This is a genomic window from Staphylococcus sp. GDY8P57P, assembly GCF_017892585.1.
GTDB lineage: Bacteria > Bacillota > Bacilli > Staphylococcales > Staphylococcaceae > Staphylococcus > Staphylococcus borealis.
In genome coordinates, this window is sequence record NZ_JAESLK010000040.1 from 93825 (window position 1) to 106536 (window position 12712).

A 12712-nucleotide genomic window follows, 5' to 3' on the forward strand; every position below is an offset into this window, starting at 1 on the left:
CTAAAATTATTTTAAGAGGATATAATTAAAATACTTAAAGTTTTTTCAAGAAATATCGTGATACTATACATATTTCACACTTTGTGGGGTATATGGTATGTGATATTAAAATATTTAATTAAGAGAGGATGATGACCGTGTCTAAAAATAATTTTAGAGATGATTTCGAAAAAAATCGTCAGTCTATCAATTCTGATGACCAATTCGAAGAAAACACAAATGAGTTTGATGATAACTCAAACCATTCAGATGAATTTGAGAATCAATCAGATCAACAATTCCCACCTAGAAATGCACAAAGACGTCAAAGAAGACGAAACCAAGCTACAAATAAAAACAGAAAATTCGATAATCAAACTTCTGATTCAAATGCTACTGGTTCACTTGATGACCGACACGATGAAGACTCTTTAAATGAGTTACAACACAATCAAAAAGAGAATCAATTAGATAAAGCATCAATACATAAAGATGATGAACACTCACCCGAAAGAGACTTTAATAATCAATCGTCTCGAGAAAATCATCATCATGAAGCATCAAGTAGAAAGCACGATAAAGACTATGATAATGAAAGTTTAAATGATGATGATCGTCACCGTCGTGATCACCAAGAGCATATCGATGCAAACAAACATGATAAGTCAAAACATGGTAAAGATGCTGCACTAGCTGGTGGTGCTGGTGTCGCTGGTGCTGCAGGCGCCAAAGCTGCTAAGGATAAACGAAATAAAGACACGAATCATCGTTCAAATCATAATGAACATAAAGATGACGATCATTTAGAACATGATCATAAGCGTAATCGTAATAGAAAACATAACAATGAAAAGCAACTCGATGACAATCAAGAACATCTTTCTAAAGATGAATCAAAAAAAGGTAATAAAGGGAAAAAAGCTGCAGTCGGTGCTGGTGCTGCAGGTGCCGCTGGTGCTGCTGGCGTAGCAGCCGCAAAACATAAAAAAGATAATAAAGACCATCATAATCATAAAGATAATCATACGAATGAAGAACACAATGATAAAAAACATCAAGAGGATAATGATGGATTCCAAGCTCATAACGGTAAAAAGAAACGTGGTTTAGCAGGTCTTTTACTTCCATTAATTGCGTTATTACTTATTCTAGCAGCACTTGCTATCTTTATTGGTATGTATTTAAACAATGATAAAAAAGATAGCGACCAAGCTGATAATAACAAAACTGAACAAACTGCAAACAAAGATAGCAAAGACAAAGCTAGCGACGACAATGATAAAAATAAAGATAATGCTACTAAAGATGATGACTCAAGTGACAAAGCTACAAGTGATAATGAATCATCAAGTAATTCAAGCGATGATAATAGTAGTACTTCTGGCAACAATGATTCATCAAACGCATCTGACAACAGTTCATCATCAGATAGCGATGCTTATAATTCAAATAGCAACAGTGATAATGCTAATTCACAAGCCACTCAGAACAGTGGTAATCAAAATAATAGTAATAACAATCAATCAAATAATACTAATTCAGGACAACAAACGCATGTCGTATCAGGTAACGAGAACCTATATCGTATCGCGATTCAATACTACGGAGAAGGTACTGTTGAAAATGTTAACAAACTTAAACAAGCGAACGGCTTATCTAGTAATAACATTTCAAATGGCCAAAGATTAGTAATTCCACAATAATGACATTAAATTAAAATGGCTATAGGATAAAAATTAAAAAATAATGCTACGTTGTTCATTCATCGTAGCAGACTAAAATTGAGAGGGTGCTTAAATTAAGCATATCTCTCATTTTAGCTAACCTTGCAGGGGTAGGACAATGGATTCAAAAAGAATTCGGTCCTATCCCTGTTTTCTTTATAAAACTTATAATCTCATTAAATTGTAAATATTATAGGTGCGATTCTATTTAGAAATCATGTTACAACTGCTATAATTAATTGGTGATTAAAGGAGGCCAATGACATGCAAAGCATAGAAAGTATTATAATCGGCGGAGGCCCATGCGGTTTAAGTGCTGCTATCGAACAAAAAAGAAAGGGTATTGAAACATTAGTCATCGAAAAAGGGAATGTTGTAGATGCTATATATAAATATCCAACACATCAAACATTCTTCTCATCTAGTGATAAATTGAGTATTGGCGATATACCATTTATCGTTGAAGAAAGTAAACCTCGACGCAATCAAGCGTTAGTTTATTATAGAGAAGTTGTTAAACATCACCAATTAAATGTTCATGCATTTGAAGAAGTGTTAACTGTTAAAAAGATTGATAATAAATTTACTATAACAACTACCAAAGATGTGTATGAATGTAAATTCTTAACTGTTGCAACTGGATATTATGGTCAACATAATACATTAGAGGTTAAAGGTGCAGAACTTCCGAAAGTACAACATTACTTCAAAGAAGCACATCCTTATTTCAATTTAAATGTAACTGTAATTGGTGGTAAAAACTCTGCAGTTGACGCGGCATTAGAATTAGAAAAAGCTGGCGCAAATGTAACTGTATTATATAGAGGCGATCGTTATTCATCTGCTATTAAACCATGGATTTTACCTAACTTTGAATCATTAGTTAATCATGAAAAAATCACAATGGAATTTAATGCTAATGTAACTGAAATCACTGAAAATAGTGTGATTTATGAAAAAGCAGGTAAATTAATTGAAATACCTAATGATCATGTATTCGCGATGATAGGATACCATCCTGATTACGACTTTTTAGAATCAATTGGAATAGAAATCAATACAAATGAATTCGGTACTGCGCCAGTTCATAATAAAGAAACGTTTGAGACAAATGTAGAGAATTGTTATATTGCCGGCGTCATTGCTGCTGGTAATGATAATAATGCAATCTTCATTGAAAACGGTAAATATCATGGAGGGATTATTACCCAAAGCATTTTAAGTAAAAAACAAACACCTCTCGAAAGTTAAGGTGTAATCATAAAATGCTAAACGCAACGAGATAAATATTTCATAGCTACAATGCACTTTCATAGTAGCTAAATAGAAGAGTCCGGGACAAAAATAATCTAATGAAGCTATTTTGCAAATTCGCAGTAGCTGACTGAACTGAGAAGGCGCTTAAATCAAGCTTTTCTCAGTTCTAGTCATCCTTGGGGCGGGGCCCCAACACAAAAAATCACGAAAGTGATTTTACAAGCAAAGTAAGTTGGGAGTGGGACGACGAATTTAAAAAGAATTCTGTCCCACTCCCTTGTTATCTTATTTTATTCTGATCAGATTCAATTCAATGCGACTTTTTTCGGCCCTTGCTAATTTTGCTTTTCAAAATAATGCTTCAATTCTGACGTATTAAGATGATTACTTAAACCAATTAATAATTTTAGTCTCGCTTTCGGACCATTTAATCCATTCGAAAATATTAAACCTTTATTTGATAATTGGAACCCACCGCCATCATAGGCATATACAGGGCTTACAATACCATTAAAGGATCTTGAAACTAACACAATTGGTATTTTATTGTCCAAGCATGATTGAACGCCATTTAAGCAACTTGGTGGCAAGTTACCTTGACCCAAAGCTTCAATGACAATACCATCTACATGCTGTTGTGAATAGAAGTTAAATATGTCACTGTCCATCCCCATATACGCTTTAATCAATGGCACGCTTAACTCATGATTGACTGTATTAAAAGACTGTTGTTGATAGGGCTGATTATAAAATTGAACATTATCTTTGGTTAAAATACCTAATGGACCTTGATTAGGACTTTGGAAGGTATTAATGTTAGACGTATGCGTCTTAGTGACATTTCTGGCAGTATGTATTTCATCATTGAATACGACCATTACACCTTTGTCTTGCGCATCGCTGGATGAAGCTACACGAATGGCCGAAATAAAATTATATAAACCATCAGAACCAATTTCATTTGAAGATCTCATCGCTCCAGTAATCACAACTGGATATCGAATATCTATTAATAAATCAAGAAGATATGCAGTTTCTTCAAGCGTGTCTGTTCCGTGTGTAATCACATAACCATCGTATTGATTTGTCTTATTTGCATCAATAATGATATTTCTCAATTGTTCAACGTTTTGAATTGTTATGTGTGGAGACGGAATGTTAAATGGATGGATTTCATCTACGTCAGCGTATTGACCAATAATGTCTGTATGTAAAGATATTGGATTTACATCATTTGTTACTACTTGGTTGGATTGATTTTGAGACATGCTAATCGTACCACCAGTATGTATAACTAATAATCGCTTCATTGCGTTCCTCCTATTTTTGATTTACATATTTATGATAAAATAATACAAACAAAACAACAAGGAAGGATAAAATAATATGGACTTAATAAATATTGCCTTGGATGGTCCTGCAGCAGCAGGTAAAAGTACAATTGCTCGACAAGTTGCTAGTAAATTATCAATGATATACGTTGATACTGGTGCAATGTATCGCGCAATAACTTATAAATATCTTCAAAATAATAAACCTGAAGATTTTAAAGCACTCGTTGATCAAACTACTTTAGAATTAACTTATGATAAAAGTAAAGGACAACGTATCTTATTAGATGATCAAGACGTTACAGATTTTTTAAGAGAAAATGATGTGACTCAAAATGTATCCTATGTCGCTTCTAAAGCGCCTGTTAGAACATTTGCAGTTGAAAAACAAAAAGACCTAGCAGCAAAAAAAGGGATCGTCATGGATGGACGCGATATTGGCACAGTAGTGCTACCAAATGCAGAATTAAAGGTGTACATGATTGCTTCAGTTGAGGAGAGAGCTGAAAGACGACAAAAAGAAAATGAACAACGTGGTATTCCTTCAACATTATCGCAACTAAAAAAAGAAATTGAAGAAAGAGACCACTATGATATGAATCGTGACATTTCACCTTTAAAAAAAGCAGACGATGCGATTACAGTGGATACAACTGGCAAAACGATTGAAGAAGTAACTGAAGAAATAATGAACTTGGTTAACAATTTATAAATGAGCAATAATAGCTATATAGAATAATTTGTACTTAATTTAGAATAAAGTGCGAATTATTTTAAATAGCTATTTTTATTCTATATAATTAAAAGTGGTAATAATTAATCACTGTTTAAATCGTATAACATTTATTAAGGTTCATTAAAATTATAAATCTTTAAAAGTTACAAATCAGTTAAATTTCTATTTAATAATTTTGATAATTGATAATTTTTTAAGAACTTATGAAACTAAAGGGGAATTTCTTGACAATTCTACTGGTTTATAAGATGTTATATGTATGTAGTGTATAAGGAGGCAAATAAGATGACTGAAGAATTCAATGAATCAATGATTAATGATATTAAAGAAGGTGACAAAGTCACTGGTGAGGTTCAACAAGTTGAAGACAAACAAGTCGTAGTTCATATTAATGGTGGCAAATTCAATGGTATTATTCCTATTAGCCAACTTTCAACTCATCATATTGAAAACCCTAGTGAGGTTGTTAAACAAGGTGATGAAATAGAAGCATATGTTACTAAAATAGAAGTTGATGAAGAAAATGACTCAGGTGCGTATATTCTTTCTAAACGTCAACTTGAAACTGAAAAATCATATGAATATTTACAAGAAAAATTAGATAATGATGAAATAATTGAAGCAAAAGTTACAGAAGTAGTTAAAGGTGGCCTAGTTGTAGATGTAGGTCAACGTGGTTTCGTACCTGCTTCACTCATTTCAACTGATTTCATTGAAGATTTCTCTGTATTTGAAGGACAAACTATTCGTATCAAAGTAGAAGAATTAGATCCTGAAAATAATAGAGTCATTTTAAGCCGTAAAGCAGTAGAGCAAGCTGAAAATGATGTTAAAAAAGCTTCTTTACTAGAATCATTAAATGCAGGCGATGTTATTAAAGGTAAAGTAGCTCGTCTAACTAACTTTGGTGCTTTCGTTGATATCGGTGGCGTAGATGGCTTAGTCCACGTTTCAGAACTTTCACACGAACATGTTGATTCTCCAGAAGATGTTGTTTCTGTAGGACAAGAAGTAGATGTGAAAGTTAAATCTGTAGAGAAAGATGCAGAACGTATTTCACTTTCTATTAAAGACACTTTACCAACACCATTTGAAAGTATTAAAGGACAATTCCATGAAGATGATGTTGTCGAAGGTAAAGTTGTACGTTTAGCTAACTTTGGTGCTTTCGTTGAAATCGCACCAGGTGTACAAGGCTTAGTTCATATTTCAGAAATTGCACATGAACATATCGGTACACCAGGTGAAAAGCTTGAGCCAGGGCAACAAGTTAATGTTAAAATTTTAGGTATTGATGAAGAAAATGAACGTATTTCACTTTCAATCAAAGCTACTTTACCTAAAGAAGATGTCGTTGAAAGCGATGATGCTACAACTCAATCTTATTTAAGTAATGATTCAAACGAAGATAATCCAACACTTGGCGATGTCTTTGGTGATAAATTCAAAAACTTAAAATTCTAATCTAAAGTTATGATAGAAATTCATGAGGCTGGGACAAAATAAAATGTCTCAGTCTATTTTATTGTTCTGGCAGTAGCTGACAGATGTGAATCAATTTGATTTAAGCGTGTTATCAACGTGATAGGTTGCATGGATTTTGATGATTAACCTTAACAAAATTTTGACGCCAACCTGATTACCAATCTTAGTATTATCTTTTAAGCAAAACATTTAATGAATCGTTCTCTATTTAATTAAGGTGTTATCATTCAAATTTCAATTATCAATTCATTATAATGTAACTTAACTTATATACTTTGTTTGAAATAAATAGGTCATATGATAAAATTATAGAGATTTTAGAAAGAGAGGAAGTTAGCTTATGACGAAACCTATTGTAGCGATTGTAGGAAGACCAAATGTAGGGAAATCTACAATCTTTAATAGAGTAGTAGGTGAACGTGTTTCAATAGTCGAAGACACACCTGGTGTTACTCGTGATAGAATTTATTCATCAGGCGAATGGTTAACACATGAATTTAACATTATTGATACTGGTGGAATTGAAATCGGTGACGCGCCATTCCAAACACAAATTAGAGCACAAGCTGAAATTGCAATAGATGAAGCAGATGTTATTATTTTTATGGTAAATGTGCGTGAAGGTTTAACTCAAAGTGATGAAATGGTTGCACAGATGTTATATAAATCTAAAAAACCAGTTGTGTTAGCCGTTAATAAAGTAGATAATCCTGAAATGCGAAACGACATTTTTGATTTTTACGCATTAGGTTTTGGAGATCCATATCCTATCTCAGGCTCACACGGCTTAGGATTAGGTGATTTGTTAGATGAAGTGGTTAAACATTTCCCAGAGGATTATGAAGACCCTTACGACGAAGACACAATACGATTATCAATCATCGGACGTCCTAATGTTGGAAAATCTAGTTTAGTAAATGCAATTCTTGGCGAGGACCGTGTTATTGTATCGAATGTTGCTGGAACGACTAGGGATGCCATTGATACTGAATATAGTTATGATGGCCAAGATTATGTTTTAATCGACACTGCTGGAATGCGTAAAAAGGGTAAAGTGTATGAGTCCACTGAAAAATATTCCGTATTACGTGCGCTTAAAGCCATCGAACGTTCTAATGTTGTACTAATCGTTATAGATGCAGAGGAAGGTATAATAGAACAAGATAAACGTGTAGCAGGTTATGCTCATGAAGAAGGTAAAGCCGTAGTAATTGTAGTGAATAAGTGGGACACAGTCGATAAAGATAGTAACACAATGAAGAAATTTGCAGATGATGTTAGAAACCAATTTCAATTTTTAGATTATGCTCAAATCGCTTTCGTTTCTGCCAAAGAAGGTACACGCCTACGCACGCTATTCCCTTATATTAATGAAGCAAGCGAAAATCATAAGAAACGTGTTCAAAGTTCAACATTAAATGAAGTAGTGACAGACGCTATATCTATGAATCCTACGCCAACAGATAAGGGTCGTCGTTTAAATGTATTTTATACTACACAAGTAGCTATCGAACCTCCTACGTTTGTTGTATTCGTAAATGATGTCGAATTAATGCACTTTTCTTATAAACGTTACCTTGAGAATCAAATTCGTCATGCATTTGGTTTTGAAGGAACACCTATTCACATCATTCCGAGAAGAAGAAACTAAAAAGGAGATAATACTATGACTAAAATTACTGTTTTTGGTATGGGAAGTTTTGGTACTGCATTAGCCAATGTGTTAGCAGAAAATGGACATACTGTTCTAATGTGGGGTAAAAACGAAGATAGTGTCAAAGAATTAAATGATCACCATCAAAATAACCGTTATTTAAAAGATGTCGTACTCAATAGTAGTATTAAAGCCACTAGCGATATCAATGAGGCTGTGAATTTTACCGATATTTATTTAATGGCTTTACCTACTAAAGCTATGCGTGAAGTAACTAGTCAAATTGATGGTTTGATCAACTCAAAGAAAACCTTCATCCATGTAGCTAAAGGTATTGAAAATGATACATTCAAACGTGTTTCAGAAATGATTGAAGATTCTATATCTGAAGAACATAATGGTGGCATAGGTGTATTATCAGGTCCTAGCCATGCTGAGGAAGTAGTAATTAAGCAACCAACAACTGTGGCTGCATCATCAAAAGATGAAAAAGTTAGTGAGCTCATTCAAGATTTATTTATGAATGATTATTTACGTGTCTATACTAATAACGATTTAGTTGGTGTTGAATTAGGTGGCGCGTTAAAAAATATAATAGCAGTCGCAAGTGGTATCGTGTCAGGTATGGGCTATGGAGATAACGCTAAAGCTGCTTTAATGACACGTGGTTTAGCTGAAATAAGCAGATTAGGTGAAAAATTAGGTGCTGATCCTATGACGTTTTTAGGACTTGGCGGAATTGGTGACTTAATTGTTACGTGTACATCTACACATTCCCGTAACTACACATTGGGATATAAGTTAGGACAGGGCCAAACTATGGATGAAGCATTAAATGAGATGAATATGGTTGTAGAAGGTATTTATACTACTAATTCTGTATATCATTTAGCCAAACAACAAAATGTGGATATGCCTATAACGAATGCACTTTACAAGGTTTTATTCGAAGATAAACCAGTTAAAGACAGTGTTAAAGACTTGATGGGAAGAGATAAAAAATCTGAATAGCGTGTAATATTACTCTATTTCAAAAAATTTTCGCAGATTTGCACTTAAAATACTGATATTTCAGTGTTTTAAGTGCATAAATTATTGCGGTAACATTAATTGTTGTGTTAAAGTCATAGCATAATGATATAAAGATATCATTATCATTCATCTGGAGGTGAACTCGTAATGAATAAAACTGACTTAATTAACGCAGTTGCAGAACAAGCTGATTTAACTAAAAAAGAAGCTGGTTCAGCTGTAGATGCTGTTTTCGAATCAATCCAACAATCACTTTCTAAAGGTGAAAAAGTACAATTAATTGGTTTCGGAAACTTCGAGGTACGTGAACGTGCTGCACGTAAAGGACGTAACCCTCAAACAGGTAAAGAAATCGAAATTCCTGCAAGTAAAGTTCCAGCATTTAAAGCTGGTAAAGCATTAAAAGATGCTGTTAAATAATTTACTTAAAAGCCCTATAAAGGGCTTTTTTTTATACATATATCATTTCAAAAGACTTAATTTGTAATATGTAATTCAACTTGACTATTGCAAATGTCTCATCAGCGCATATATTCAAATAACTAAAGTAATATCCACTTAAGTCACTGTATTTTATTTTTATTCATATAATGTTAAGATGTATAGTGATAATAACGTGAGGTGTGAACATGGAAACAACAATAAGCAAATTAAATAGACAAATTAATCAAAAGCTTACAGGAATTCATGACTATGAAACGATTCATATAAATGCTAATTTGAGTGCATTACTTGATACTTATGACATTCCTGAAAATGCTAAACTTGCTTGCCTCACTATCGATACTTCAATGAAACATCTTGATGAGATAACACAAAACCAAAAGTCAAAAAAATCTATTTTAATTGGTGATTTACTAAGCGCTCATTTTTATACGCTTTTAGCTGAAATAAATGATCCAACATTTCAATTAGCAATGAGTAAAGCGATAGTCAAATCGAATGAATTAAAATCATCATTACATCATCAAGTATTAGAGTCTGAAGCTATCTATGATGCAATTATTGAAATTGAAACAATCTTCCCATATATAACTTTGTCTCATTTCAGTAAAGAACAAGTAACGCCTTTAGATTTATATCAACAATTAATTTCCGAGGTTGATGACTATTATCCATCTTACCTTAAGATGTACCAACCATCTGATGTACGTCAGTTTTTACAAAATATCAATCAAAGTTATATAGAGAAAAGTAGAGGTAATATTAATGACTGAAAATAATGCAAAAAAAGAACAAGTTCATACAGTCTTCCAAAATATTTCAAGTAAGTATGATCGCTTAAACAACATTATTAGTTTTGAGCAGCACAAAGTGTGGCGAAAACATGTAATGAAAGATATGCACGTTAAAGTTGGTAGTAAGGCACTTGACGTGTGTTGCGGTACTGCTGACTGGACGATTGCACTTAGTAAAGCAGTAAGTGCGCATGGTGAAGTAACTGGTTTAGACTTCAGTGAAAACATGCTAGAAGTCGGTAAAGAGAAAACAAAGCATATGGATAATATTCATTTAGTTCATGGAGATGCAATGAATTTACCATTCGAAGATAATTCATTTGATTATGTCACAATTGGCTTCGGTCTCCGTAACGTACCTGATTATTTAGTTGCATTAAAGGAAATGAATAGAGTATTAAAACCAGGTGGAATGGTCGTTTGTCTTGAAACAAGTCAACCAACAATGCCCGTATTTAAACAAATCTATAAGTTATACTTTAAATTCATAATGCCAATTTTCGGTAAATTATTCGCTAAATCTAAGGAAGAATATGAGTGGTTACAACAATCTACGTTCGATTTTCCAGATAAAGACAAATTAAAACAATTATTTGAACAAGCTGGCTTCACTAAAATTAAAATCCGTAGCTTTACAGGTGGCGTTGCTGCAATGCATCTAGGCTATAAACAAAAAAGTTAGACAAAATAAAAGGTGATTAACGTGGCAAAGTTAAACATGAATAGCGAAATTAAGAACGTAGAAAAACGCCTTCAAAAAGCTATCGAAAGCAATGATCCAATTTTACATGAAGCATCATCTCATTTGCTTTCTTCAGGAGGCAAAAGAGTTAGACCCGCATTCGTAATCTTAAGTAGTCAGTTCGGACCACAAAAGAAAACTGAAGATACGTATCGAGTTGCAGTTGCCCTTGAATTAATTCATATGGCAACACTAGTACATGATGATGTTATCGATAAAAGCGACAAGCGGCGTGGGCGTTTAACCATAGTTAAAAAGTGGGACGTTACTACCGCAATATTAACTGGAAACTTCTTACTTGCATTGGGTCTTGAACATTTATCTGAAATTCGTGATAACCGAATTCATCATATTATTTCAAATTCGATTGTAAACGTAGGACTTGGTGAATTATTCCAGTTTCAAGACCAATTCAATAGTGAGCAAAGTATTACCAATTATTTGAGACGCATCAATAGAAAGACCGCTTTGTTAATTCAATTAGCGACTGAAGTCGGTGCGATTACTTCTGAGGCTGATGATGAAACTATTCGCAAACTTAAAATGATAGGCCACTATATTGGCATGAGTTTCCAAATTGTTGATGATATTTTGGACTTCACTAGCACTGAAAAGAAATTGGGCAAACCTGTGGGTAGTGACTTAATGAATGGACACATTACGTTACCAGTGCTACTTGAAATGAAAAAAGATATATCATTCAAACGTCAAATTGCTTCACTCAACCATCAATCTAATTCTCAAGACTTTGAACCTTTGATTGAGCAAATTAGAAACTCTAATAGCATTAAAGAATCTAAAGCAATTAGTGATAAATATTTAGCTAAAGCGCTCAAGTTAATTAATGAACTTGATGAACCCAATGCTCAAAGTCTTTTTATTAAATTAATAAAGAAAATGGGATCACGTAACGTTTAAAACGAAAAAATATTGAAAGCGCTTTAACAACCTGTTACTATTGAATAGTAGCAGGTTTTTTGTTACGCCAAAATACGATACATATTTAAATATTCATCATTTAAGTCTTATGTTTATATCATTGAGACTTCACACACAGGGGGATAATTTACGATGGAAAGAACATTTTTAATGATTAAACCAGATGCAGTTCAACGTAATTTAGTGGGAGAAATTATTTCACGCATTGAGAGAAAAGGTTTAAAACTAGTAGGTGGTAAATTGATGACTGTTCCTCAATCATTAGCTGAAGAACATTATTCAGAACACACGGATAAACCATTCTACGGCAAATTAATTTCATTTATTACTTCTGCACCTGTTTTTGCAATGGTTGTTGAAGGCGAAGATGCCGTTGATGTATCAAGACATATTATAGGTAAAACAAATCCATCTGAAGCAACACCAGGTTCTATTAGAGGCGATCTTGGCTTAACTGTAGGACGAAATGTAATTCATGGCTCAGATTCAGTTGAATCAGCACAACGTGAAATTGCACTATGGTTTAATGAAGACGAATTAAGTAGCTATGCGTATGCGTCACCTAGAGATGCTTGGTTATACGAATAGAAATTTA

12 protein-coding genes are annotated in these 12712 nt (G+C 33.4%); 11 read left to right on the top strand and 1 reads right to left on the bottom strand.

All coding sequences use genetic code 11. The features are described 5' to 3' along the window. Nucleotides 1–131 precede the first annotated feature (131 nt). Both ebpS and ypdA read left to right on the top strand, forming a co-directional pair. Nucleotides 132–1682: an elastin-binding protein EbpS gene (ebpS, locus tag KA878_RS12170; protein WP_228480710.1), complete on the top strand. Its 1551-nt coding sequence runs from the start codon at nt 132–134 to the stop codon at nt 1680–1682. A 285-nt stretch (nt 1683–1967) separates the two neighbouring features. Continuing rightward, entirely contained in the window at nt 1968–2954 is a 987-nt protein-coding gene (gene ypdA, locus KA878_RS12175; protein ID WP_075109241.1) for a bacillithiol disulfide reductase YpdA, read from the top strand. A 341-nt stretch (nt 2955–3295) separates the two neighbouring features. Here the strand turns inward: ypdA and KA878_RS12180 are convergent, their stop codons facing one another. After that, nucleotides 3296–4270: an asparaginase gene (locus KA878_RS12180; protein ID WP_193839321.1), complete on the bottom strand. Its 975-nt coding sequence runs from the start codon at nt 4268–4270 to the stop codon at nt 3296–3298. Between the two features lie 76 nt (nt 4271–4346). On the opposite strand from KA878_RS12180, the gene cmk reads away from it, so the two are divergent. The 9 genes from cmk (at nt 4347) to ndk (ending at nt 12705) form a co-directional block, all read left to right on the top strand. After that, nucleotides 4347–5003, top strand: coding sequence for a (d)CMP kinase (gene cmk / locus KA878_RS12185; protein ID WP_075108764.1), 657 nt, complete (start codon nt 4347–4349; stop codon nt 5001–5003). A 309-nt stretch (nt 5004–5312) separates the two neighbouring features. After that, nucleotides 5313–6491: a 30S ribosomal protein S1 gene (gene rpsA / locus KA878_RS12190; RefSeq protein WP_053029443.1), complete on the top strand. Its 1179-nt coding sequence runs from the start codon at nt 5313–5315 to the stop codon at nt 6489–6491. 361 nt (nt 6492–6852) lie between these two features. Further along, nucleotides 6853–8163 carry a ribosome biogenesis GTPase Der gene (der, locus tag KA878_RS12195; RefSeq protein WP_070854888.1) on the top strand — a complete coding sequence of 437 codons (1311 nt, stop codon included), beginning with the start codon at nt 6853–6855 and terminating at the stop codon, nt 8161–8163. Between the two features lie 15 nt (nt 8164–8178). Further along, nucleotides 8179–9177: an NAD(P)H-dependent glycerol-3-phosphate dehydrogenase gene (locus KA878_RS12200; protein ID WP_193839322.1), complete on the top strand. Its 999-nt coding sequence runs from the start codon at nt 8179–8181 to the stop codon at nt 9175–9177. A gap of 168 nt (nt 9178–9345) precedes the next feature. Continuing rightward, on the top strand, nt 9346–9618 hold the full coding sequence (locus KA878_RS12205; RefSeq protein WP_011275733.1) for an HU family DNA-binding protein: 273 nt from the start codon (nt 9346–9348) through the stop codon (nt 9616–9618). Between the two features lie 209 nt (nt 9619–9827). Beyond that, complete coding sequence (locus KA878_RS12210; RefSeq protein ID WP_075108767.1) at nt 9828–10415, top strand: heptaprenyl pyrophosphate synthase subunit A; 588 nt, start codon at nt 9828–9830, stop codon at nt 10413–10415. After that, on the top strand, nt 10408–11118 hold the full coding sequence (locus KA878_RS12215) for a demethylmenaquinone methyltransferase (protein ID WP_075108768.1): 711 nt from the start codon (nt 10408–10410) through the stop codon (nt 11116–11118). The genes KA878_RS12210 and KA878_RS12215 overlap by 8 nt, the downstream gene beginning before the upstream one ends. A 21-nt stretch (nt 11119–11139) precedes the next feature. After that, complete coding sequence (locus KA878_RS12220) at nt 11140–12096, top strand: polyprenyl synthetase family protein (protein WP_193839323.1); 957 nt, start codon at nt 11140–11142, stop codon at nt 12094–12096. Nucleotides 12097–12249: 153 nt separating this feature from the next. Beyond that, a complete protein-coding gene (gene ndk, locus KA878_RS12225; protein ID WP_193839324.1) occupies nt 12250–12705 on the top strand; it encodes a nucleoside-diphosphate kinase in 456 nt (151 codons plus the stop codon). Nucleotides 12706–12712 lie beyond the last annotated feature (7 nt).

Coding starts and splice junctions, on each gene's coding strand:
- ebpS (WP_228480710.1), top strand. CDS start 132: ATGACCGTGTCTAAAAATAATTTTAGAGATGATTTCGAAAAAAATCGT.
- ypdA (WP_075109241.1), top strand. CDS start 1,968: ATGCAAAGCATAGAAAGTATTATAATCGGCGGAGGCCCATGCGGTTTA.
- KA878_RS12180 (WP_193839321.1), bottom strand. CDS start 4,270: ATGAAGCGATTATTAGTTATACATACTGGTGGTACGATTAGCATGTCT.
- cmk (WP_075108764.1), top strand. CDS start 4,347: ATGGACTTAATAAATATTGCCTTGGATGGTCCTGCAGCAGCAGGTAAA.
- rpsA (WP_053029443.1), top strand. CDS start 5,313: ATGACTGAAGAATTCAATGAATCAATGATTAATGATATTAAAGAAGGT.
- der (WP_070854888.1), top strand. CDS start 6,853: ATGACGAAACCTATTGTAGCGATTGTAGGAAGACCAAATGTAGGGAAA.
- KA878_RS12200 (WP_193839322.1), top strand. CDS start 8,179: ATGACTAAAATTACTGTTTTTGGTATGGGAAGTTTTGGTACTGCATTA.
- KA878_RS12205 (WP_011275733.1), top strand. CDS start 9,346: ATGAATAAAACTGACTTAATTAACGCAGTTGCAGAACAAGCTGATTTA.
- KA878_RS12210 (WP_075108767.1), top strand. CDS start 9,828: ATGGAAACAACAATAAGCAAATTAAATAGACAAATTAATCAAAAGCTT.
- KA878_RS12215 (WP_075108768.1), top strand. CDS start 10,408: ATGACTGAAAATAATGCAAAAAAAGAACAAGTTCATACAGTCTTCCAA.
- ndk (WP_193839324.1), top strand. CDS start 12,250: ATGGAAAGAACATTTTTAATGATTAAACCAGATGCAGTTCAACGTAAT.